This is a genomic window from Hymenobacter antarcticus (assembly GCF_039539545.1).
Lineage (GTDB): Bacteria > Bacteroidota > Bacteroidia > Cytophagales > Hymenobacteraceae > Hymenobacter > Hymenobacter antarcticus.
Genome location: NZ_BAABDI010000006.1, coordinates 130,442 through 153,441, shown reverse-complemented (window position 1 = coordinate 153,441; position 23,000 = coordinate 130,442). Strand labels below are relative to the sequence as shown.

The window sequence follows — 23,000 nt, the reverse complement described above, 5'->3', positions numbered from 1 at the left end:
CCGGAGCCGCCGGGGTTGCCTGGTGAGCCCCGTGGTAAGTACCCGGCCCGCACGGCTGCTCAGCCATTAATTGCCCCCTGGCCTGCCGGGCGGCCTGGGGTTGCGACGTAGCGTTGAACGCGGGCGTGTCGTACCCGGTCATACCTTCGTGACGGGCACGTCGGCTTTCCGGCGGCTGGTTCCCGGCAGCCCGCGCTGCACACCGCCGGGCACGATGGGCCGCCGGGGCCCGAACATTTGTCCGGCCGGGCAACGCCCCGCGCCGGGCGGGCGTATTCGGGGAAGCAACAGCGGGCAGAAAAGTCCCGGTCATCCGCTTTTGATGCCGCAAAGCGGGCGTAGACCGGGCGCTGGCACACCCTCATTCCCAACGCTGATTTATGTGGTTTACCGGCCCCGCTCCTTCGCTGCTGCCCCCTGTTTCTGGCAGAGCGGGGGCGGCGTTGGCAACGGTTAGCATCATCATCCCAGCCTACAACGAAGCCGCCGGCATCGGGGAGCTGCTGGCTTACTTGCGGCGGGCCACGGCTGACGAGCCGGACCTGGAAATCATGGTGGCCGACGGGGGCAGCACCGACGACACCCGGGCGCTGGCCCGGCGGGCGGGCGCGGCCGTGGTGCGCAGCCCGCGCAAGGGCCGGGCCGCCCAGCTCAACTACGGAGCCAGCCAGACCACCGGCGATATTCTCTATTTCCTGCATGCCGATACTTATCCCCCGCCGGGCTTTCTGGTCGACCTGCGGCGGGCCCGGCGGCAGGGCTACGGCAGCGGCTGCTACCGCCTGGCCTTCGACCACGGGCACTGGTTTCTGCGCTTCAGTGCCTGGTGCACGCGCCTGCCGCTGCTGCTGGTGCGCTTCGGCGACCAGAGCCTGTTTGTGCAGCGCGAGCTGTTTGCCCGGGTGGGCGGCTTCCGCGAGGACCTATTGGTGATGGAGGACCAGGAAATGGTGCGGCGGCTGCAGGCTCAGGCGGCCTTTCAGGTGCTGCCGCGCGCCGTCACCACTTCGGCCCGCAAGTACTTGGCCAACGGCGTGTTTCGCCTGCAGGCCGCGTTTGCCCTCCTGACCGGACTCTACTGGCTGGGCGTCTCGCAGCCCCGGCTGGTGCGGCTCTACCGGCGGCTGATTCGGCAGGATAAGCTGTAGGCCTCACCGGCGCGTTGGCGGGCTCGGCCAGCAGTAGCGCAGCGCTGAATTTTCAAAAAAAGCAGTCCATGCTACCCTGGTGCCCGCCGGCTGCGTAAGCAGGCCGATGGTTACCCGTCGCTTTGTGTTGTCCTCGCTCGCCCGGGCCACTGCGGCCGTGGCCCTGCCCCTTGCCTTACCCGCCATGTCGCTAGCTCCCAATCGTCCCAAGCTGCTGATTTTTGATGTCAACGAAACCTTGCTCGACCTGGGCAAGCTTCAGCGGGCCGTCAACCAGGAATTTCAGTCTGAAACAGCTTTCAAGCAGTGGTTTGCGCTGCTGCTCCAGTATTCGCTGGTCGATACCGTGACCGGCCACTACCACAACTTCGGGCAGATTGGCGACGCCGCCCTCGACATGCTGGCCCAGGCCCTGGGGCAGCCCGCCCGCCCGGCCGGCCGCAAAAAAGCGCTGCTCGCCATCATCACGGAGCTGCCCCCGCACCCCGATATCATTCCCGGCCTCACGGCCCTGCAACAGGCGGGCTTCCGGATGGTCACCCTCACCAACTCGCCCGATGCCACGGGGCAGAAGCAGATGGCCTACGCCGGCCTCACCGGCTTTTTCGAGCAGCTGCTCAGCATCGACTCGCTCCGGCGCTACAAGCCCCACCCCGACACCTACCGCACCACCTGCGAGCGGCTGAAAGTGGCCCCCGCCCAGGCCATGCTGGTGGCCGCCCACGGCTGGGACACGGCCGGGGCGCAGCGGGCCGGCCTGCAGGCTGCCTTCATTGCCCGCCCGGGCCAGCAAACCTACCCGCTGGCCCCCGCGCCCACCCTCACCGGCCCCACGTTGTCCGACATTGCCCGCCAGCTCATCTGGTAAGCCGCCCGGCCGCCGTTGGACGGGTTTGCCAAAGGCCAACGCTACGAGCGGCGAGGTGCCGCCCGTGCTGGCCACTTCCGTCATCGGCCGCGACGGCCGCATCAAGTTTACCTGCTTCAACCCCGACTACTGCCGGCGCATATCGGTGCGCCGGGTGGCTGCCGCGCTGTAGCCGCAGCCTTATTGCAGCTTATACGCCACGTCGAGCGCCGTTTGCAGCAGCGGCGATACTTCCTGGTGCTCCACGATGAGCTTCTGGTTGATGCGGGCCGCCACGGGGTACGGGTACACCTTGTCGAATATTTCGCTGATGCCCAGCCCGCTGGCATTGGCCAGTATCAGCTCCTGAATAAGCTCGCCCGCGCCGGGGGCCACCATGGCCCCGCCCAGGATGCGGCGCTTGCGGCCGGGCAGCGGCAGGGCATTCTTCTCGATGAAGAGCAGCAGGCGGCCGTCGCGGTAGCTGTCCACCACGGCCCGGTCGTCGTCGGCGAAATCGGTTTCCCAGCGCTCGTAGGCCGTGCCGCGCCGGTCGAGCTCGGCGGCATCGAGGCCGAAGTGGGCGACCTCGGGGTCGGTGAAAGTGACCCAGGAAAAATGGTCGTAGCTCAGCTTTTTCTTGAGGGGCGAGAAGAAGTTGAACAGCAGCAGGCGCACGTGCAGCTCGGCCCCGTGGCTGAACTTGAGGGAGTTGGCCGCGTCGCCGGCCACAAAAATATCGGGGTTGGTGGTTTGCAGGTGCTCATTGAGTTTGATGTGGCCTTTCTCGTCCACCTCCACCCCGGCGCGCTCCAGCTGCAGCCCCTCAAAGCTCACGTGCCGCCCGATGGCCACGTACACCAGGTCGAAGTCGACGGAAAACGAGTCGCCGGCTTTGGGCTTCACGCGGGCCTGGGAGGCCGAGGCAAAGGCCTCCACTTCGGCTTCCAGATGAATGGTGAGGCCCTCGGCCCGCAGCCGCTCAGCCAGCACGGCCCGGATGGCGGGGTCTTCCTTTTCGAGGATGCTGGCCCCGTGGTGCACAATGGTTACCTGCGCGCCCAGCCGCTGCATGGCCTGGCCCAGCTCCACGCCGTTGGGGCCGCCGCCCACCACCAGCAGGCGCTTGGGCAGCTCGCGCAGGTCCCACACATGCTGGTTGTCGTAGAGGCGCACCTGCGCCGCGCCGGGCACCTGCAGCTGCTGCGGGCGCGAGCCGGTGGCCACCACCAGCTTGCGCCCGGTGTGCGTGTGGCCGTTGATTTCCACGGCGTGGTCGCCCACAAACCGGGGCCTGCCGATTTCGACGGTGATGCCCAGCCCGCGCAGGTAATCGGGGTTTTCGTGGTGGCGAATGATATCCTGCCGGCCCCGCACGTAGTCCATGACCTTGGCCATGTCGGCCGGGCCGCTCACCTGCAAGCCAAACTGAGTAGCCTGCCGGGCCTGGTGCACCTGCCGCGCGGCATGAATAAGGGCCTTGCTGGGCACGCAGCCGTGGTTGAGGCAGTCGCCGCCCACGTCCTCGGCCGTGAGGTCGATGAGCAATACGCGCAGCTTGATGCGGGCCATAAACAGGGCCAGCCCCAGCCCGGCCGAACCGGCCCCGAGCACAATCAGGTCAAAATCAGCAGCATCTTCGGCCATAGTATCTTCAGGAATCAGCGTGGGGAAAGGGCTTGGCGGCTAAGCCGAACAGGCGGCCATGTTCAACCGGTATCCGCCGGACGAAACTTCTCTACGGCAATACAGCGGTTCTCAGGTTAGTATACAGGGTTAAAAGTTGAGATTTAAAGGTTAAGATGCACTACGTCTGATTTTTAACTCTCAACTTTTAGCTCTGCAAATGCACTCTTAAGCTGCTCTGGTAAACCAGCAGATGAAGATGCTTTGACAAGCAGAAGCCGGTTGAGCATGGGGTTCTTTATTTTTGGGGTTACTGTCCATCGGTTCAAAGCAGCGCTATTTATTTTGACGCAGCTTTGCGCAGCCGTTCGTCACCCTTTTTTTCCTCCCATGTCCCTCCCGCTCGTAGCTCCCCTCCCACCCGATGCCAATCCCGAAGTGGCGCAGCTGGCCACCTTTTTCAACGAAACGCTGGGCTTCTGCCCCAACAGCGTGCTCACCATGCAGCATCGGCCGGCCATTGCCACGGCTTTTATCGAGCTGAACAAGGCCGTGATGGCCAACCACGGCCGCGTGAGCAGCGCCCTCAAGCGCCTCATCGGGTACGTGAGCAGCCTGGCGGCCGGCTGCCAGTACTGCCAGGCCCACACCATGCTGGCCGCCGGCCGCTACGGGGCCGAGCAGGAGCAGATGGACCACATCTGGGAATACGCCACGCACGCCGCCTTCGCGCCAGCCGAGCGCGCGGCCCTGGATTTTGCTGTGGCTGCCTCGGCCGTGCCCAACGCCGTGAACGAGGCCATTGCCCACAACCTGCGCCAGCACTGGAACGAGGGTGAAATCGTGGAAATGCTGGGCGTCATCAGCCTCTTTGGCTACCTCAACCGCTGGAACGACTCGATGGGCACGCACCTGGAGCCCGGGGCCGTGGCCCTGGGCGGGCAGCAGCTGGCCGGCCACGGCTGGACGCCCGGCAAGCACGCCTGAACGATGTAGATACGCGACACTTCGCGTCTCGTCGTTGAACGAAGACTGGCCATTTGGCGCGGCCAGCGAGGTCCAAGAATACTGCCTCGTTTCTAACTCTACTTTGGCAAGTCATAACCGGCTGCTTGCAGCGGCTTCCAATACCGCTATTTTCACCGCAGAAGACGCAGAAGGTTTCGCAGAAGAGTCGCAGAAGAACGGCCTCTGCGTTTCTTCTGCGACTCTTCTGCGTCTTCTGCGGTGAGAACACGCTAACCTGCCAAAGTAGAGCTAAGCAGTCGTTCAAAAGTAAACGGGTTGTCAGTTGCTCGTTGTTAGTTGTCAGTCAGATGATTGTCATCCTACCAATAACTGATAACTAATGACTAACAACTTAACGCTAAAAAAGCCGATTCAACCAGCTTGTAAACGACATCAGCAACGAATAAAGACGCACAGTATCGTGTCTTTATTCGTTGCTGATGTCGTTAGTATCCGTCGTGGTTTTAGTCGTTCAACTTGCATCGTTCAACGACGAGACGCGAAGTGCCGCGTCTCTACCTCGTTCTCACACAATCAATTGGCGCAGAAGCTTCCGTACGTCCGTAGGCGAAGCTATATGGAAGCGGGCGGCTGAGTGCTGCGCCGAGCCCACGCGCACGGTGTAGGCCTCGGGCGGCAGGGCACGGAACGTGTCTTCGTCGGTGCGGTCGTCGCCGAGGGCCAGCATGAAGCCGGGCTCGTACTGGCCCAGCCAGCGCACGGCCGCCGTGCCCTTGTTGATGCCCGCGTTCTTGATTTCGAGTACTTTATTGCCTTCCAGCACCTGCAAATCGGTGTTGGCGGTGATGAAGCTGAGGTGGCTGAGCAGCTCGCGGGCGCGCACGGGCCCCAGCTCGGCATCGGCGCGGCGGTAGTGCCAGACCAGCGAGTAGTCCTTCTCCTCAATGAAGGAGCCGGCGGTGCGGGCCACGTACACCTCCAGCACCGGGCGCAGCTCGCGTTTCCAGTCGTTGCGCAGGGGCTGGAAGAGTTGCCAGTCGTCGGCATCGGCGGCGCGCAGCCACACGCCGTGCTCGGCAATGAAGTGCAACGGCAGATGGCCCAGCCACTGCTGCAGGGTGGTACGGTCGCGGCCCGAGATGATAACCACCCGGTTCTGCGGGTTGTCGGTGAGGGCGCGCAGCAGCAGGCGCAGCTCCTGGTCGGGGGCGGCGCGGGTGGGGTCGGGGTGGAAAGGCACCAGGGTGCCGTCGTAGTCGAGCAGTAGCAGGCGCTGTTCGGCGGCGTGGTAATCGGCCAGCAGCTTGGCGGTGGCGGCTTCGTCGAGGTTGGCCGTGGCCAGGGTTTCTTGCTTCATCTTGGTATAGGCCAGCTGGTTCATAAAAAGTTTGGTCCAGGAAAACACGTTGTAGCGCTGCACCAGCGCCTGCATATTGCGCATGCGGCGCTCCTGCTCGTCGTCGGGCATCACCAGGGCCTCGTGCAGGGATTCGGCCAGGGCGCGGGTGTCGGTAGGATTGATGATGAGGGCATCAGACAGCTCGCGGGCTGCGCCGGCCCGCTCGCTCAGGATGAGCACGCCCCGGTGGTCGAGCCGGCTGGCCACGTACTCTTTAGCTACCAGGTTCATGCCGTCGCGCAGGGGCGTTACCAGGCCCACGTCGGCCATGGCGTAGAGCGCGGCCAGCTCGGCTAGCGGAAACGAGCGGTAGAAGTAGTGCACCGGGCTCCAGCTGATGGTGCGGTACTGGGCGTTGATGCGGCCCACCAGCTCGTCGACTTCTACTTTCAGGTCAGCGTATTGGGCTACCTGGTCGCGCGAGGGCACCACCACCATAATCAGGCTCACCTGCCCGCGCCACTCGGGGTAGCGCTCCAGCAGCTGGTTGAAGGCCCGCAGGCGCTGCGGAATGCCCTTGGTGTAGTCGAGCCGGTCGATGCTGAGGATGACGCGCGTGTCGTGCAAGGCCTCGCGGTAGGCCGCGATGTGGGCCTGGGCTTCGGCCGAAGCGGCGGCCGTGGCGTAGCGCTCGTAGTCGATGCCCATCGGGAAAGCATCGACGCGCACGGTGTGGCTCGGCGTCTCAATCTGCCCGTTCTGGTTGGGCAGCCCCAGCTGCTGCGACACCGCGCTGAGGAAGTGCCGCATGTAGCCAAAGGTGTGGAAGCCAATCAAATCGGCCCCCAGCATGCCGCGCAGCAGCTCGGTGCGCCAGGGCAGCACCCGAATCAGCTCATAGGAAGGAAACGGGATATGCAGGAAGAAGCCGATGGTGGCCCGGGGTCGGGCGCGCCGCAGCAGCTCGGGCAGCAGCAGCAGCTGGTAGTCGTGCACCCAGATGATGTCGTCGGGGCCGGACTGCGCCAGCACGGCTTTGCAAAATTTTTGATTCACAGCCACGTAGGCGGCCCAGTGCTCGTCGAGGTAAGTGGCAAACTCGGTGAAATAATGAAAAGTGGGCCAGAGCGTGGAATTGCTGAAGCCCTCATAATAGTCCCTGATTTCATCTTCGGTGAGGAAAACCGGGGCCATGTTATCGGCGTGCAGCTCCTGGGTGATGACGCTTTCCTCGGCTTCGTCGTGCACAAACAGGCCGGGCCAGCCCACCCACACGTTGTCGCCCTGGCGGTAGATGGAGCCCAGGCCAGTGGCCAGGCCGCCCTCGCTGGGCTGAAAAGTAAGGCCGTCGTCGGTGCGCTGAACTTTGGTGGGGAGGCGGTTAGAAACAATAATCGTTTTTGACATAGCAGAAGGGCTGAGGCAGCCAAAGGCAGAGGGTGAGAGAAAAAAGGAACAGGCAGAGGCCCGTTCTAACTGTCAGCGTGGCGGAATCACCGGTCTGACTGCCCTAAGCGGTCTGACCGGTTGAAGTGAGTTCGATTGAAGTGATTACGATTTCGCCCTGACGACAACCGGTCAGACCGCCTAGGGCGGTCAGACCGGAACCGGTGAAGTATAGGCAGCTTCGCGTACCTGCCGGGCCCGCAGGGCAGCATTGATGCGCCGGTGCTTCGCCCGAAACCGGACCCAGCCCAGCGCAACCAAGGCCAGCCCAAACGGCACGAAAAAGGCTCCTATCCACACAAAAACATGCTCCCGAAAAAAATTGATTAGCGAAAAACCCGCAATCACCAGCGCCATGCCCGTGCGCAGGTACGCCAGCCAGGTGCGCTCGTTGGCCAGGTTGGTGCGTTCCAGCGCCAGCTCGTCGCGGAGTGTAAGATGGAGCGCAGGCGGCTGGGGCAAAGTGGGCATAGGAAAAAGATGTACGTAATAGCGGCCGCCAGAAACGGATTACCCGCGCTTTTGCCGGCGCGGGCTGGCAAAAGCGCGGGTAATCCGTTTCTGGCGGTTATTGCGCCACCGTCCAGCCGCCGCCGAGGGCGCGGTAGAGGTCAATGAGCAGCAGGAACTGCTGGCGGCGGACGGCCGTCAGGTTCAGCTCGGCATCGAGCACGCTGCGCTGGGCGGTGATGACTTCGAGGTAGTTGGCGTAGTTGGCGCGGTAGAGGTCGTTGGCCGTGGCCACGGCATTGGTGAGGGCGTTGACCTCCTGCTGGCGCAGGTCGGCCACTTCGCGGTAGTTTTCGAGGCCGCGCAGGTTGGTGGTCACTTCCTCGAAACCGGTCTGGATGGTTTTCTGGTAGTTGAGGTAGGCGGCGCGCTGCTCGGCGGCGCTGCGGGCATAGCCGGCCCGCACGGCGCTGCGGTTGAGCACCGGGGCGGCCACGCCGGCCAGCAGGCCATAGGCCAGCGAGCCGGGCGTGCTCAGCAGCAGGGCCGGCGTGTAGGCATTAATGCCGAAGTAAGGCCCCAGCGTGAGCGAGGGCAGGAAGGCGGCGCGGGCGGCAGCCACATCGGCGCGGGCGGCCACTAGCTGGAGCTCGGCCTGCTGCACATCGGGCCGGCGCAGCAGCATGGCGGCGGGCATGCCGGCCGACACGGCCGCGGGCACCGTTTGCATCGTGAGGACCCGGCCGCGCCGGATGGGCTGCGGGTAGCGCCCCAGCAGGCGATTGAGGGTGTTTTCGGAGGCCGCGATGCGCTGGCGGGCTTCGGCGGCCAGGCTGCGGGTGCGCAGCAGCTGGGCGGCAAACTGCTGCACGGCCAGCTCGGTAGCCCGCCCGCCCAGCTTCTGGATTTTCACCACTTCGAGGGCGCGCTCCTGGTAGGCGCGGTTTTTTTCGAGCACGGCCAGCTGGTTATCGTAGGTCAGCAGCTCGTAGTAGCCGCTGGCGACCTGAGCCACGAGTTGCGTTTGCACCAGGCGGCGGCCCTGCTCGGTGGCCAGCAGGCGGGCATAGGCGGCTTTGCGACGGCTGCGGAGCTTGCCCCACAGGTCAATTTCCCAGGTGCTGCGGAAACCGAGAAACAGGTCGGGCACGATGCTGGGCAGCTGGCGCAGGCCGTCGTTGGTATCGGAGTTGCCCACGCCGCTGTAGTCGGCAAACTTGTCGAAGCTGCCCACGGCCCCGGCGCTCACCTGCGGAAATAAGGCACCCCGGGCCACCAGCAAGCCGGCGCGGGCCTGCTCCACGCGTTGCAGGGCAATGCCGAGGTCGGGATTGGCCCGCAAGGCCGTGTCAATCAACGAAACCAACGCGGAATCGGCGAAGAACTGCTGCCAGTCGAGCCGGGCGATGGTGGCGGTGTCGGCGGCCGGGTTCTGGAAGGCGGTGGGCACGGCCGTGGCGCGGGGCGTGGTGACGAGGGGCAGGGAGGCCGTGCAGCTCGTTAAGAAAAGCAGGATGCCACCTAACGTCAACCTCACCCCCCGACCCCCTCTCCCGCGGAGAGGGGGAGCCTGACGACTTTGGAGTGGGATTTTTAGAAAGAAAAAAGAGCGAATCAATGACATAAATCAGGTTGAAATTTCGATACACAAGCTGAAGCATGTGCTACAATCGTCTGGCTCCCCCTCTTTTTTGGAGAGGGGGCCGGCCCCATAGGGGTCTCGTGAGGTTACGCGTGGGCCGCCTCCCGCACTTCGTCTTCCGAAAGCGGCTTCTCCACCTCCTTCTCCTTCTTGCCCCGCGAAAACAGCACGTACAGCCCCGGAATCAGAATAACCCCGAATATCGTCCCGATGAACATGCCGCCGGCCGCGGCCGTACCGATGGAGCGGTTGCCCATTGCGCCCGCGCCATCGGCGATGCAGAGCGGAATGAGGCCGGCCACGAAAGCGAAGGAAGTCATCAGAATGGGACGCAGGCGGGAGCGGGCGCCTTCCACGGCCGCGTCGAGGGCCGATGCGCCTTCCTTGCGGCGCAGCACCGCGAATTCGATGATGAGAATGGCGTTTTTACCCAGCAAACCCACCAGCATGACCAGCGCCACCTGGGCGTAGATGTTGTTTTCGAGACCCAGCAGCTTGAGGGCCAGAAAGGCCCCGAAGATGCCGGTGGGCAGGCTCAGCAGTACCGGCAGGGGCAGCAGGAAGCTCTCGTACTGCGCCGCCAGCAGCAGGTACACGAAAATGAGCACCACGCCGAACACGTAGAGCGCCTGGTTGCCGGAGATGATTTGCTCGCGGGTCATGCCGCTCCATTCGTAGCTGTAGCCGCGCGGCAACTCCTTGGCGGCCACGGCCTGAATGGTTTTCACGGCATCGCCCGAGGAGTAGCCGGGGGCGGCGTCGCCGTTCACTTGGGCCGAGGTGTACATGTTGTAGCGGGTGAGCTGCTCGGGGCCGTACACGCGCTCCAGGCGCAGGAACGTGGCGAAGGGCACCATCTCGCCCCGGTCGTTTTTCACGTAGAGCTTCAACACGTCTTCGGGCTGGGTGCGGGCGTTGGGCAGGGCCTGCACCATCACCTTATACATCTGGCCGAAGCGGATGAAATTGGAGGCGTAGTTCGCGCCCATCAGGGTTTGCAGCGTGCCCATGGCGCGCTCCACGGTCACGCCTTTTTTGGCGGCCAGGTCGGTATCGAGGTGGATGAGGTACTGCGGGAAGTTGGGGTCGAAGCCGGTGAAGGTGCCCTCAATGGCCGGCGTGGCATTCAGGGCCTTAATGAAGCGCTGGGTAACCTGCGCGGTCTGCTGCAAATCGCCGCGCCCGGTGCGGTCCAGCACCCGCAGGTCGAAGCCGCCAGCGTTGCCGAAGCCCGGCACGGTGGGCGGCGTGAAGAACTGAATCTGGGCATCGGTGATACCGCGCGTTTTGGCTTTCAGCTCGTTGATGATGTCGGTGGTCGACTGCTCGCGCTTGTCCCAGGCGGCGAGGTTAATCATGCCCATGCCGTAGCTGGCGCCCGACACGTCGTTCAGCAGGCTGTAGCCGGCCAGGGTCGAAACCGACTCTACCGGGCCGAGCTTGCTGGCCACCCGCTGCACCTTATCGAGCACGCGCTGGGTGCGCTCCACGGTGGCGCCGGGCGGCGTGGTCACGTTGATGTACACCATGCCCTGGTCCTCGCTCGGGATGAAGCCGGTGGGCAGAATCCGGCTCACGCCCCAGGTCGCGGCGAAGAAAAACAGTAGCATCGCCACCGTAATCAGGCGGCGCGAAGCCACCGCGCGCACCAGCCCCTGGTAGCGGTCGGCAAAGGCTTCGTAGCGGCGGTTGAAGCCGGCGAAGAAGCGGCCCATCAGGCCCGTGCGCTCACTATCAGCTTTCGGCTCTTTCAGCAGCAGCGCGCAAAGCGCCGGCGTGAGCGTCAGGGCATTCACGCCCGAAATGACAATGGCAATGGCCAGCGTGAGCGAAAACTGCCGGTAAAACACGCCCACCGGCCCGCTCATGAACGACACCGGAATAAACACCGCCGACATCACCAGCGTGATGGCAATGATGGCCCCGCCGATTTCACCCATCGCCGCCAGCGTGGCGTCCATCGCGCTCAGGTGCTCCTCGTGCATCTTGGCGTGCACGGCTTCCACCACCACAATGGCGTTATCGACCACAATGCCAATGGCCAGCACCAGCGCAAACAGCGTGAGCAGGTTGATGCTGAAGCCCATTATTTTCATGAAAAACAGCGTGCCCACCAGCGCCACCGGCACCGCCAGCGCCGGAATCAGCGTCGAGCGCCAGTCCTGCAAAAACAGGAACACAATCACAAAAACCAGCAAAAACGCCTCGGCCAGCGTCCGCAGCACTTCATGAATACTGGCATCGAGAAAGCGCGACACGTCGTAGCTGATGCTGTAGCGCATGCCGGGCGGGAAGTTGGTTTTTTGCAGCTCGGCCATGCGCTTTTTCACGGCGTCAATCACGTCCGACGCATTGGAGCCGGGCAGCTGCTTGAGCATGATGGCGGCCGAGGCCTGGCCGTCCGATTTGGAGGTCATGCGGTAGGTCTGCGCGCCGAATTCCACGTCGGCCACGTCCTCCAGGCGCAGCACCGAGCCATCGGGGTTGGCCCGCACCACCAGCTTCCGGTACTGCTCGGGCTCGAATAATTTGCCGGTGTAGCGCAGCACGTATTGCAAGGCCTGGGCCTTCTGGCCCGAGCTTTCGCCCGAGCGGCCGGGAGCGGCCTCAATATTCTGGGCCTGAATGGCAGTGACAATCTCATCGGCCCCCAGCTTGTAGGCCAGCATGCGGTCGGGCTTCAGCCACACGCGCATGGCGTATTCCCGCGAGCCCATAATCTCGGCCAAACCCACGCCCTTGATGCGCTTGAGCTCCTGCAACACATTGATATCGGCGAAGTTGTAGATAAACTTCTCGCCCACGCTCTTGTCGTCGCTCACCACGTTCAGGTAGAGCAGCATGGAGTTTACCTCCTTCTCGGTGGTCACGCCGGCTTTAATTACCTCCTCCGGTAATTCGTCGATGATGGTGGTCACGCGGTTCTGCACGGCCACGGCGGCCAAGTCGGGGTCGGTGCCCACTTCGAAGAACACCTCCACCAGCGTGGTGCCGTTGTTGGTCGTCACCGTGTTCATGTAGGTCATGCCCGGCACGCCGTTGATGGCGCGCTCCAGCGGCGTGGCCACGGCCTTGGCGCACACTTCAGCGTTGGCCCCGTTGTACTTGGCCCGCACCGTCACGGACGGCGGCACGATGTCCGGAAACTGCGTGACCGGCAGTACAAACAGCGCCCCCAGCCCCAGCAGCGTGATAAACAGGGAAATAACGAGCGATAGAACCGGCCGCCGGATGAAGATATTGAACATAGAATCGTGGGGTTTTTAGTCGTTCAGCCCGTCATGCTGAGCGCAGCCGAAGCATCTCTACCGCAGTAGTAATCCTGGAAAACTAACCGTCATTGCAGCGAAGCGGTAGAGATGCTTCGGCTGCGCTCAGCATGACGTTCTTTTAGTGCGATGCGAAGCGTCTACTCGTTCGCCGCCACGCTTTTCAGCGTCACCGCGCGGCCGGCGATGTGCGTGCCGTCGCGCAGGTCCTGGATGCCTTCGCACACCACCTGCTCGCCCGGTTTCAAACCCGATTTCACCACGTAGTAAGCGGCCAGGCGGCTTTGGGGCATGAAGCTCTGCTGATGCACAATGCCTTTGTCATTGAGCACATACACATAATACTTGTCCTGCTGCTCGAACACCGCTTTCTGCGGCACCAGCACGGCATCGGCCACGGTGTTGGCGAGGCGCACCTTGCCGGTCGCGCCGTGCTTGAGAATGCGCTTCGGGTTGCCGAAACGGGCGCGGAAGGCGATGGCACCGGTATTGGATTCGAACTCGCTTTCCACGGTTTCAATCTTGCCGGGCGGGGTGTAGAGCGAGCCGTCGGCCAGCACCAGCCGCACCTTGTTGGTGCTGCGGGCCGAGTCCTGGGCGCGGGTTTTGATGAACTCCAGGTAATCGGCTTCCGACACGTTGAAGTAGGCGAATACCTGGCTGGCATCCGACACGGTGGTGAGCAGCGTACCATCGTCCACGAGGCTGCCCACTTTCAGCAGCTCGCGGTTCACCACCCCATCAAAAGGGGCGCGCACCAGCGTGTAGCTCAGCATGAGAGCCGCGTTGCTTTGGGCCGAGCGGGCCTGGGCCACGTTGGCTTCGGCGGCGTTCAGCTGGGCCCGGGCCACGTCGAGCTCCGAGGCGGTGATGATGTTCTTGGCGGTGAGCATTTTCACGCGGTCCAGCTGCAGGGCAGCCACGCGGGCCTGGGCAATGGCGTTGCTCAGGCCCGCGTGCAGGCGGGCCAGCTTGGTGCGGTACTCGGCGGCCGAAATCTGAAACAGCGGCTGGCCTTTCTTCACCTTTTTACCTTCATCGACGAAGATTTTTTCGATGTAGCCTTTCACCCGGGCCCGCAGCTCCACGTTGCGCACGGCCTGAATTTCGGCCACGTACTCGCGGGTCAGCACGGTATCGTGGGCGGCGAGGCGCACCACGGGCAGCTCCAGCGGCTGGTCGTCTTTAGTGGGCGTGTTGGCTTCGCCGTTGCCGCAGCCGGTGAGGGCGGCCCCGCCCAGCACGGGCAGCAGCAGAAACAGCACGGGGCGCAAGCGGCGAAAAGAGGTAATCAGCATAAAAAGAATAGTGGGGTCCACGGAGGGAAAAAATCGACAGAAAAAGGGCCGCCGGCCCGCCGGCTCAGGGCAGCAGGGCCAGCAGCTCCTCGTCCACGGCATCGGGCGTGGCGGCCGAGGCGCGGGGCGTAACCAGGTAGCAACGGGCCATGAAATCGAGCAGCGTCTGGCCCCGGCGCACAACGGCCGTGTGCTGGTCGGCCGACCATTCCAGCACCGGGTCGGCGGCCAGAATGGCGCGGTGCCACCACGAGATGGAGGCCGCCGAACGGCCCAGACGGCGCACCATGTCGCAGCGCAGCTGAATAACGGCCTGCCACTGGGCGGCGGGCGGAAGGGCGGAGAAGCTGGTCGTCGTCATGGCAAGGGCGGGAAAAGGATGGGTGAGAAGGGCGAGAAAGCGGGGCGCTAGTAGCTGGTGCGGCAGGCGTCTTCGGCCATGCGGCAGGCCTCGGTGCAGCGGCGGCTCAGGCTGCCGGGGTGCTGGGTGGTTTCGTCGGCGCAGGCCCGGCACAGCTCGGCGCACTCGCGCAGGATGTAGCGGAAGTGCTCGGAGCCCCGGGCCACGAACACGCCGGCCAGCTGGCACAAATCGGCGCAGTCGCGGCCCAGGCGCATGCTGCGCGCCCGGCTCGGGAGGTCGGGCTCGTTCCAGCTATAGGCAATGAACTCGTTGCAGGCCGTGACGCAGGTAAAGAGGGCATCGAGCAGCGCCTGCTGGCGGGGCAGCATTTCGGGATTTGCCGGAGCGGTTGAATAGGAAGGCGAAAGCATGGTGGTGGGCTGGGTTAAGAATAGCGTGAGGTATCAGGGGCGAACGGCCAGCAGCGAATCGGCCGGCGCGGCGGCGGGCGGCCGCAGCGAATCGGGCGGCAGCAGCAGGGCGGCCGGCACGCGCAGCTGGGCCTCCAGCGCCTGGTCGAAGGCGTGCGTTTCGAGCCGCAGCAAACAGTAGAAGTTGAAAGCCGTCGACAGCACCAGCGCCCCCACCAACAGGTAGAGCAGCATGCGCGGACGGGTTTGAGCGGTTCTCTTCATAGCAACGCCAGTGGCAGTGTTGGCTACAAAGGACCTGAACCGGTATTAACCTGGCCTGAACGCGAGATTAAAAAACATTAAAATGTGCTTGGCGGGTAGGGTGAAAAAAGGAACGTCATGCTGAACGCAGTGAAGCATCTCTACCGTGGGAGTAATCCAATCGTCGGATTTACTGCTGCGGTAGAGATGCTTCACTGCGTTCAGCATGACGTTCCTTTTTACCCTCCTACCCTCCTACCCCCCTACCCTCCTACCCTCCTACCCTCCTACCCCCATACCCTTCTCCCAGACATCACCCCACCACCGGCAGACGCAGCGTGGCGGTAGTACCCTGCCCCGGCTTCGAGGCCAGCGTCAGCGTGCCGCCGTGGCGCTGCGCAATTTTCTGCGTCACGGCCAGGCCGATGCCGTAACCGGGCTGCTGGCGGCCATTTTCGGCGCGGTACAGGGGCTCGAACACCCGCGCCAAATCATCGGGGGCGATGCCGATGCCGGTATCGGCCACGGCCACCTGCACGGTTTCGGGGTTGGCGTAGCCCAGAGTGGCGCGCACCTCGGCGGCCGAGTATTTGCAGGCATTATCGAGCAGGTTGAGCAGAGCCGTGGTGAGGAGCTGGGCATTGCCGGCCACGGCAAAAGGCGTATCCAGCTCGTCGGGCACATCGCCGAAAGCCACCTGCACCAGGCGGCCGGGGTGGCGGGCCTGGCACTGGGCCACGGCCTGGGTCAGGCACTCGTCGAGGCGCACGGGCTCGCGGCGGCCGCCCATCTCGCCGGCCTGGGCCAGGGCCAGCAGCCCGTTGGTGATGCCCACGAGCTGGCGCAAATCCTCCACCGCCGAAGCCATGCTTTCCTGGGCGTCGGGCAGGGTCTGGTCGTAGGCCAGGGCGGTTTGCAGGGTACCCAGGGCCACGGTGAGGGGCGTGCGCAGCTCGTGCGAGGCGTGGCTCACGAAGCTGCGCTGGGCCTCGAACGCCTGCTCCAGCCCGCCCAGCATCTGGTTGAAGGTGATGGCCAGCTGCGCGATTTCGTCGGTGCCGTTGCCTTCGTCCACGCGGCGGCTCAGCTCGCGGGCGGTTATTTTCTTCACCTGCTTCACCACCCGGGCAATGGGTTTCAGCGACTCGTCGGCGAAGTACCAGCCGGCCAGAATAATGAGCACCAGCGCCCCCATGTTACCGGCCAGCAAAATCAGCCGCAGGCTGGCCAGCTGGGCCCAGCCCAACTCATCGTAGCCGGCCGCAAACAGCCGGTAGGGCTGCCCCGCCGGCCCGTAGGTGAAGCCCACGGCATCGAGCGGCCCGGTGCGGAAGCGCACCAGCGGCGCGCCCGTGGCCAGGCGCGGCAGCTGGCTCAGGTTGGCTAGCTGCGGCACGGTATCGGCGCTCACGTAAATCAGCCGGTTATCGGGGGCGTAAATGCTGATTTCCTCCTGCTCGATGGTAAGCAAATCGCTGCGGCTGAAGGCCCGGCGCACGGCCCCGACCGAGTCGGCGGGTGCCGTACTCAGGTGGAGGCGCGCCGTCATAATGGCCTTGCCCGCCAGCCGCCGCGTGAAACGCTGCTCCCGCGCCGCCGCGTGGAAGTAGTACACAAACGCCGAAAACCCGAGCTGAATGGCCAGCACGAGCAGCGTAAAGCGCAGAATCAACTTATTGCGAATCAGCATGAATCGAGTGTAAGCAGAACGAGCAAGGAAGAACAGTCATGCTGAGCTTGCCGAAGCATCTCTACCGCAGTAGTAATTATTTACTTGCGCGGTAGAGATGCTTCGGCAAGCTCAGCCTGACCGTTCTTTTGCGACTTCACCCGCCTTCCCGAGCCACGTAGCCCATGCCCACCACGGTATGAATCAGCTTCATCCCAAACCCCTTGTCCATCTTCTTGCGCAGGTGGCTCACGTACACGTCGATGATGTTGGTATTGGTATCGAAGTTTAAATCCCAGACTTTCTCGGCGATATCGACGCGCGAAATTACCCGGTTGCGGTTCAGCAGCAGGTATTCGAGCAGGCCGTATTCCTTGGTGGTCAGCTCGATGCGCTGGCCGGCGCGGGTTACGGCCTTGGTGTTGAGGTTCAGCTCCAAATCGGCCAGGCGCAGCACTTGCTTCACGGCAACGGCCTCGGTGCCGCGCCGGGTGAGCACCCGCGCCCGCAGCAGCAACTCCTTGAACTCAAAGGGCTTGACGAGGTAGTCATCGGCCCCGGCCTCGAAGCCGGTCACCTTATCGTCGAGGCTATCGAGGGCCGTGAGCAGCAGAACCGGCAGGCGCGGGTAGTCGGCCCGGATGAGCCGGCACAGCTCGAAGCCGTTGATGTGGGGCAGGTTCACGTCCAGAATTACCAAATCGTACGGCTGCTGCCGCACCATCGAGAGGCCCATGCGGCCGTCGTAGGCCACGTCCAGCTCGTAGCCTTCGTGCCGAAAGCCTTTGCTGACGAACGTGGCGAGCTTGGGCTCATCCTCAACGAGTAGTAGTTTCATGGAAAGGGAATGGCAATAAAACTACTTCGGAATTCCCCAGAACGTCATGCTGAGCTTGCCGAAGCATCTCTACCGCAATAGTAAATGATTACTGCTGCGGTAGAGATGCTTCGGCAAGCTCAGCATGACGTTCTGGGTTATTTACTTGATAAAAACCTAAGCCCCCACCTCCGGCAAAGCCATTAAATCGTCGCGTAGCTCCCGGTAGCGACCCTGCACCTGGTCGAGGTCGTAGCGAGTGGTGAGGGCAGCTTCGGCCGCTGCCAGGGTCAGGTCGGCCTGCTGGCGCAGGGCCGCGCGGGCGGCCGTGGCGGGACATTTGGCCGCGATGGTGCGCAGCGCCGCCAGCTGACGCAGGTAAATAGCCAGCGCGCTGGCCGCGTTGGTGCGAATCTGGTCGAAAGCCGTGCCCAGGTAACCGGCAAAATCGGGCCCCAGCGTGAGAACGCGCACCTGCCCCTGAGCCGCGCGCAGGGGGCTGGCGAGCTGCCGGTCGGCCAGCAAACGCAGCAGCGCGCCCAGCCGGTCCACGCACATCACCGCCGTAGTGGTGTCGTTGATGCCCGGCGAAAGGGCTTTCAGGGCAATATCCACCAGCTGGCGCAGGCCGAAGCCCACGTCCTGGTCGAGGGTGCGCTGGTCGCCGAGGCGGTAGCTGTCGGCCAGGCTGCCGGCGAGCTCGTCGGCCGGGGGCAAGTCGTGCCCGTCGGGGCTGGCGACGGCAACCAGCGGCGCGCCCTTCACAATGAAGCTGCCGATGGCCTGCTCCATGCGCACTACCACATTCGCCTGCTCGGCAAAGGCCAGCAACGCCCCATAATCCACACCCTGCACATAGCCCGTAGCCGGGGCCGGCACCTGCTGCCAGCGCAGGTCCGGGCCGGTGGCCAGGTCGGCGCGCTCGGTGGGGGTGGCGGGCTCGCCCAGCCGGGCCGGAAACACCTTATCGAGCAGCTTCTCGGTTTCGGCCGCCACGCCCGCCACAATGTTGGCCGCCTGAATGGAGCTGGCAATGTGGTGGATGAAGAAAATCAGCATGCCGATGCTCACCAGGGCCAGCACCAACCCGAAAGCCACGGCCAGTGGCGGCACAAACGAGCCTTCGTCGCCCCCGCGAATGGTGCGCAACACCACCAGGCAGTACACGAATATGCTCACGAAAAAGCCCATCACCACCTGGTTGGTGCGGTCGCGCATGAAGTTGCGCAGCAGGCGCGAGGTGTATTGGCTGGCCACCTGGGCCAGCGTGGCCAGCGTGAGCGAGAATATCAGGCCCGCCACCGTAATCATGGAGCCGGCAATGGCGGCGAGCATGCCCCGCGCCCCGGAAGCCCCGGCCCCAAACAGCAGCGGGTACTTGGCCGTCCACTTCGCCCCGATGTACACGTCGAGCACCACCAGCCCGTACGCCGCAAACAGCGAGGCCACCACCATCAGGGTGGGCACAAACCAGAGGCTGGAATCCAGTTTCAGCCACAGGGCTTTCAGTTTATTCATATGCCTTGGTTTACTGCTGCGCCGGCTCTACGGTTGTGCCGGGGTCGGCGCCGGCGGAATGGTACTGCCGGCCGCGGCCCCGGTGCGGGTGGCGCGGTAGTGCGGCGACATGATTTCGACCCCGGCGCGGGCAAACTCGTCCTGAATGTGCTGGTGCAGCAGCGAATAGAGCCCCGCCTGGCGGTGGGGCAGCCGGGTGTAGGCGTTGATTTGGTAGGCCACGTAAAAATCGTCGAGGCTGGTTTGCAGCACGAAGGGCGCGGGCGCTTCCTCCACGCCTTCGGTGGCGCGGGCGGCGGCCAGCAGCAGGGCGTGCACCCGCGGCCAGGGCACGTCGTAGCCGATGGTGACGGTGGAGTGCAGAATGAGCCCTTCGTGCGTGGCGGCAGCCGTGTAGTTGGTGGTGTGGCCCGAGAGGATGTTGGCGTTGGGAATGGTCACGTCCTCGTTCTTGATGGTGCGCAGGCGCGTCACGAGCAAGGTTTTTTCGAGTACGTCGCCCGTCACGTCGCCGATTTTCACCCGGTCGCCCACCCGGTAGGGCCGCATGTAGGTGATGACGATGCCGGCAATGACGTTGCCGATGGCCGACGTGGAGCCAAACGAAATAACGAAGCCCAGCAGCACCGACACGCCCTGAAACACCGGCGAATCGGACCCCGGCAGGTACGGGAAAATCACAATGAACATGAACACATAGAGCGCAAACCGCAGCAGGTTGAAGGTCGGCAGCGCCCAGTCCGGATAAAAGCCCTCGATGACCAGCTTGCCGGCCGCCACCTCGTCGGCCAGGAAGCGCAGGAAGCGCACGGCGTAGGTCGTGAAGAAGTAGATAACGATGATGGTGAGCAGGTTCGGCACGTAGTGCACCACGGCCAGCACCACCCGCTGCACCGGCCCCAGCACGTAGCCCAGCAGCTGCCGCGAGAAGCCCTCCGTCCAGGGAAACAAGCTGAACAACAGCGGCAACGCCAGGTACACCGTGAGGGCCACCAGCACCAGGCGGAGCAGCTTGAGTGCCGTTCGCAGCGCCGCCAGCTGCCGCTCCTGGGTCAGCAGCTCGTAGTTGTTGATGCGAAAAGGCCGCAGCGGGCTGCCGCGCCAGCGCAGAATTCGCTGGTTGATGCTGCGAAAAAAACGGTTCAGCCCGTAAATCAGCCCCACCAGCATGACCAGCGTGAGCACGGCCAGCCCGCCGCGCTTGAGCAGCTCGGGCAGGCTGCTGGCCTGCCGGGCGGTGGCCAGGCCGGTGCGCAGCCGGGCCAGATACTTCCGGGCCACTACCGGCCGGGGCTGGCCCAGGGCCTGCGCCTCGGCCGCGCCCACGCTCAGCAGCTGCTGGTCGCCGTACAGAATTTCGGAATCCTGCTCGGCATCGACTACGGTCAGCGAGTCGGGCGCGAACAGCGGCGCTTTCAGCAGCCCTTCGAGCCGGCGCTGAATAGCCTCGGCCCGCTCCTTGGGCCCAAAAGACCCCACCCGGCCGTAGACCCGAAACAGGGTATCGGCCGGGGGCAGCACCACGGCCGCCCCGGCGGGCGCGGCTACGGCCAGCGAGTCAAGACCCTGTGCAACCGTTTTCAGGTGAATGAGCAGCAGACTAAGGCAAACCAGGAACCGGAATATCATGAAGCGAAGACCATAAACGTGTGCCTTCTGGTTGGCAGCAGGATACTACTTGAATAAAGCAAGGTAGGTAACCAGGTCGTAGTACGCGAAATCTGACGTGTTCAAAGTAAGCTCCTAAGTTGTCAGGCATTAGTTGTCGGTTGTTAGCCATTAGATAAAACTCTGACTAACAACCGACAACGAGCAACTAATAACCCGTTTACTTCTGCGCAAGCACTTAACGACAACATTGCGTTGTAGCGGTGCGAATGGTCGCAGTTCAGACTCCTGCCCGGCAAAGCATTAGCCTATCGCACCGACTTGGCCAGGTTATCCAGCGCGGCCTTGAACTCCGGCGTGTCGTACTCGGCCATGCCGTCGTGCCGGGCCGCCACCTGCCCATCGGGGCCGAGAATAACGGTGGACGGGATGGAGTTGGAATCAAACGGCGCGGGCAGGTTGCCGGTGCGCAGGTACACAGGGAAAGTATAGCCCCGGGCCGTCACAAACTTCCGGGCCTTGGCCGCGTCATCGTCGAGCGAGAGCATCACGAAGGCCACTTTCGAGTGGTCCACTTTCTTGTAGAGGGCTTCGATGCCCGGCATCTCGGCGCGGCAGGGTGGGCACCAGCTGGCCCACAGGTTCACGAATACCACTTTGCCTTTGAGGTCGCTCAGGTTGACGGCCTTGCCGTCGAGGGTGACCAGGGGCAGATTGTGCGGATAAGCCCCGCCGCTGGCAAGCACTACCGGCATTCCGGCGGCGGGGGTAGCGGGTGCGTCGGCGTTCCAGAGGCCCGTGGCCAACAGGCCGCGCTGCACACCGCCGAGCACGATGGGCCGCAACGGCGTGAATATCATGAGGGCAAACAGGGCCAGCGGCAGCCACGCAGTGAGGTTCTTGCGGTTCATCATCGGAAGACAGAAAAATGGTCCGTAAAAGCTGCCGTGGTACTTTGGCCGCTTGGGGGAGGCACAAGCTCAGCGAAAAATGTACTTGCTGCAACAAATATAGGGACTACACTTGTATAAATGAACAACTGTTCATAAGATTGCCCTCGTTATGACCTCAACCCCTGCTCCCACCGTTGATATGGGCCTCTGCGTCGAGAAGATGGAGAAGGTGGCCTTTATCCTGAAAACCACGGCGCACCCCACGCGCATTGCCATCGTGCAGCTGCTGGCCGCGCAGGAAAGTCTGTCGGTTTCCGATATCAGCGAGCGGCTCAACGTGGAGCAGAGCCTGCTCTCCCACTACCTCTCGGGCATGAAGCTCAAGGGCATCCTGAGCAGCACCCGCGACGGCAAAAACATTTGGCGGTGGTCTAAACCGTGGTGAGTTATTATCTTTATGTATGATTTCAACTATTCTAACGTGTGCCAAGTGTGCAAGCCAACGGCTCCAAAAAAACGGGTCGAGTCGCGGCAAAGCCAAGTATCGCTGCTACGACTGCGGCCATTAGGCGGTTTTTGCCCCCGCCGCGCCGCAGCGGTCCGCCCAGTACGCGCAGGTGCTCAAGCTGTTAGTCGAGCGCAACTCGCAACGCAGCGTGGTGCGGGTCACGGGTGTTGCCCGCATGACGATTGCGCGGTGGATAAAAAAAAGTCGCAACGGAAGTAGTTGAACCGGAAATAGTTGAGCCGGAAGTAGTTGATTCGAAAGTAGTTGAGCCGGATGCTGTTGAGCCGGAGGCGGTTGGACCGGAGGTGGGTGAGCCGGAAGAAGCGGTATTGGAACTGGATGAAATATGGACCTTTGTCGGCAAGCGCAAAGTATGGCTGTGGTTGGCGGTCGAACGGGCCTCCCGGCGCATCGTGGCCTGGGTGCTGGGCTGCCGGGGAGCGGCCACGGGGCGGCGGCTTTTTCAAGCCTTGCCCGCCCGTTATCAGACCAGTACGACGTACTACACGGATGCCTGGGAAGCCTATGCCACGGTGTTGCCCGCCCACGCGCACCAGCCCAGCGCCAAAGGCAGCGGGCGAACCAGCATCGTGGAGGCCCTCAACTGTTCGCTCCGCCACCGCTGCGGGGTCTTGGTTCGCAAATCCTGTTCGTTCAGTAAATCGTTAACCATGCACCATGCAAGAATCAAAATATGTATTGATAACCATAATAAACAAATCACCACGTCTTAGACCACCGCCGTAGCGCTTTTGCATCCTCAAGGAAACAGCATAGAACTTGCTGATTAATTATGGGCAGGCACTTAACACTGTTGCTTGACGCACCAAGGTGAGCTTATCGGCGGAGTGAGGACGAGAGGCGGGTGACCTTTCAGGTTAATCCTTCCCCCGACCGATACAACGAGGCCCCTCCGACACGGTCGGAGGGGCCTTA

The 23,000-nt window shown here is 63.4% G+C and carries 22 protein-coding genes; 7 read left to right on the top strand and 15 right to left on the bottom strand.

Annotated features, from left to right (window positions below; translation table 11 throughout):
- Nucleotides 1-138: 138 nt before the first annotated feature.
- The gene (locus ABD819_RS06850) at nucleotides 139-288 is read right to left on the bottom strand and encodes a hypothetical protein (RefSeq protein ID WP_345122403.1); all 150 of its coding nucleotides are present in this window, start codon (nucleotides 286-288) and stop codon (nucleotides 139-141) included.
- A gap of 92 nt (nucleotides 289-380) precedes the next feature.
- Here ABD819_RS06850 and ABD819_RS06845 point away from each other — a divergent pair, with 92 nt between their 5' ends.
- From ABD819_RS06845 to ABD819_RS06835, 3 genes are all read left to right on the top strand, one after another.
- Nucleotides 381-1,148, top strand: a complete 768-nt coding sequence (locus tag ABD819_RS06845) for a TIGR04283 family arsenosugar biosynthesis glycosyltransferase (RefSeq protein WP_345122402.1) — start codon at nucleotides 381-383, stop codon at nucleotides 1,146-1,148.
- 124 nt (nucleotides 1,149-1,272) lie between these two features.
- Nucleotides 1,273-2,016 (top strand): haloacid dehalogenase type II, encoded by a 744-nt coding sequence (locus ABD819_RS06840; RefSeq protein ID WP_345122401.1) that lies wholly within the window; start codon nucleotides 1,273-1,275, stop codon nucleotides 2,014-2,016.
- Nucleotides 2,017-2,041: 25 nt separating this feature from the next.
- Entirely contained in the window at nucleotides 2,042-2,188 is a 147-nt protein-coding gene (locus tag ABD819_RS06835; RefSeq protein ID WP_345122400.1) for a hypothetical protein, read from the top strand.
- An 8-nt stretch (nucleotides 2,189-2,196) separates the two neighbouring features.
- Here the strand turns inward: ABD819_RS06835 and ABD819_RS06830 are convergent, their stop codons facing one another.
- A complete protein-coding gene (locus tag ABD819_RS06830) occupies nucleotides 2,197-3,642 on the bottom strand; it encodes a dihydrolipoyl dehydrogenase family protein (protein WP_345122399.1) in 1,446 nt (481 codons plus the stop codon).
- A 369-nt stretch (nucleotides 3,643-4,011) separates the two neighbouring features.
- On the opposite strand from ABD819_RS06830, the gene ABD819_RS06825 reads away from it, so the two are divergent.
- Nucleotides 4,012-4,608 carry a carboxymuconolactone decarboxylase family protein gene (locus ABD819_RS06825; protein ID WP_345122397.1) on the top strand — a complete coding sequence of 199 codons (597 nt, stop codon included), beginning with the start codon at nucleotides 4,012-4,014 and terminating at the stop codon, nucleotides 4,606-4,608.
- 547 nt (nucleotides 4,609-5,155) lie between these two features.
- On the opposite strand, the gene ABD819_RS06820 is transcribed toward ABD819_RS06825, so the two are convergent.
- The 13 genes from ABD819_RS06820 to ABD819_RS06760 form a co-directional block, all read right to left on the bottom strand.
- Nucleotides 5,156-7,336: a bifunctional alpha,alpha-trehalose-phosphate synthase (UDP-forming)/trehalose-phosphatase gene (locus ABD819_RS06820; RefSeq protein WP_345122396.1), complete on the bottom strand. Its 2,181-nt coding sequence runs from the start codon at nucleotides 7,334-7,336 to the stop codon at nucleotides 5,156-5,158.
- Between the two features lie 189 nt (nucleotides 7,337-7,525).
- The gene (locus ABD819_RS06815; RefSeq protein WP_345122393.1) at nucleotides 7,526-7,846 is read right to left on the bottom strand and encodes a DUF202 domain-containing protein; all 321 of its coding nucleotides are present in this window, start codon (nucleotides 7,844-7,846) and stop codon (nucleotides 7,526-7,528) included.
- Nucleotides 7,847-7,943: 97 nt separating this feature from the next.
- A complete protein-coding gene (locus ABD819_RS06810; protein WP_345122391.1) occupies nucleotides 7,944-9,362 on the bottom strand; it encodes a TolC family protein in 1,419 nt (472 codons plus the stop codon).
- Nucleotides 9,363-9,553: 191 nt separating this feature from the next.
- Nucleotides 9,554-12,715, bottom strand: coding sequence for an efflux RND transporter permease subunit (locus ABD819_RS06805; RefSeq protein ID WP_345122389.1), 3,162 nt, complete (start codon nucleotides 12,713-12,715; stop codon nucleotides 9,554-9,556).
- Nucleotides 12,716-12,876: 161 nt separating this feature from the next.
- Nucleotides 12,877-14,034, bottom strand: a complete 1,158-nt coding sequence (locus tag ABD819_RS06800) for an efflux RND transporter periplasmic adaptor subunit (RefSeq protein WP_345122387.1) — start codon at nucleotides 14,032-14,034, stop codon at nucleotides 12,877-12,879.
- Between the two features lie 64 nt (nucleotides 14,035-14,098).
- Nucleotides 14,099-14,395 (bottom strand): hypothetical protein, encoded by a 297-nt coding sequence (locus tag ABD819_RS06795; RefSeq protein WP_345122385.1) that lies wholly within the window; start codon nucleotides 14,393-14,395, stop codon nucleotides 14,099-14,101.
- A gap of 47 nt (nucleotides 14,396-14,442) precedes the next feature.
- Entirely contained in the window at nucleotides 14,443-14,808 is a 366-nt protein-coding gene (locus ABD819_RS06790; protein ID WP_345122383.1) for a four-helix bundle copper-binding protein, read from the bottom strand.
- Nucleotides 14,809-14,841: 33 nt separating this feature from the next.
- Complete coding sequence (locus ABD819_RS06785) at nucleotides 14,842-15,072, bottom strand: hypothetical protein (RefSeq protein ID WP_345122381.1); 231 nt, start codon at nucleotides 15,070-15,072, stop codon at nucleotides 14,842-14,844.
- A gap of 292 nt (nucleotides 15,073-15,364) precedes the next feature.
- A complete protein-coding gene (locus ABD819_RS06780) occupies nucleotides 15,365-16,741 on the bottom strand; it encodes a sensor histidine kinase (RefSeq protein ID WP_345122379.1) in 1,377 nt (458 codons plus the stop codon).
- A 136-nt stretch (nucleotides 16,742-16,877) separates the two neighbouring features.
- Nucleotides 16,878-17,558 carry a response regulator transcription factor gene (locus tag ABD819_RS06775; RefSeq protein ID WP_345122377.1) on the bottom strand — a complete coding sequence of 227 codons (681 nt, stop codon included), beginning with the start codon at nucleotides 17,556-17,558 and terminating at the stop codon, nucleotides 16,878-16,880.
- Between the two features lie 156 nt (nucleotides 17,559-17,714).
- The gene (locus tag ABD819_RS06770; RefSeq protein ID WP_345122375.1) at nucleotides 17,715-19,055 is read right to left on the bottom strand and encodes a DUF2254 domain-containing protein; all 1,341 of its coding nucleotides are present in this window, start codon (nucleotides 19,053-19,055) and stop codon (nucleotides 17,715-17,717) included.
- A gap of 27 nt (nucleotides 19,056-19,082) precedes the next feature.
- The gene (locus tag ABD819_RS06765) at nucleotides 19,083-20,684 is read right to left on the bottom strand and encodes a mechanosensitive ion channel family protein (RefSeq protein WP_345122373.1); all 1,602 of its coding nucleotides are present in this window, start codon (nucleotides 20,682-20,684) and stop codon (nucleotides 19,083-19,085) included.
- Between the two features lie 287 nt (nucleotides 20,685-20,971).
- Entirely contained in the window at nucleotides 20,972-21,577 is a 606-nt protein-coding gene (locus tag ABD819_RS06760) for a TlpA family protein disulfide reductase (protein ID WP_345122371.1), read from the bottom strand.
- Nucleotides 21,578-21,725: 148 nt separating this feature from the next.
- Here ABD819_RS06760 and ABD819_RS06755 point away from each other — a divergent pair, with 148 nt between their 5' ends.
- The 3 genes from ABD819_RS06755 (at nucleotide 21,726) to ABD819_RS06750 (ending at nucleotide 22,798) form a co-directional block, all read left to right on the top strand.
- Nucleotides 21,726-22,001, top strand: a complete 276-nt coding sequence (locus tag ABD819_RS06755) for an ArsR/SmtB family transcription factor (RefSeq protein ID WP_345122369.1) — start codon at nucleotides 21,726-21,728, stop codon at nucleotides 21,999-22,001.
- 16 nt (nucleotides 22,002-22,017) lie between these two features.
- On the top strand, nucleotides 22,018-22,125 hold the full coding sequence (locus ABD819_RS21500) for a transposase-like zinc-binding domain-containing protein (protein WP_425553939.1): 108 nt from the start codon (nucleotides 22,018-22,020) through the stop codon (nucleotides 22,123-22,125).
- A 244-nt stretch (nucleotides 22,126-22,369) separates the two neighbouring features.
- Nucleotides 22,370-22,798, top strand: coding sequence for an IS1 family transposase (locus tag ABD819_RS06750; protein WP_345122367.1), 429 nt, complete (start codon nucleotides 22,370-22,372; stop codon nucleotides 22,796-22,798).
- Nucleotides 22,799-23,000: the final 202 nt, after the last annotated feature.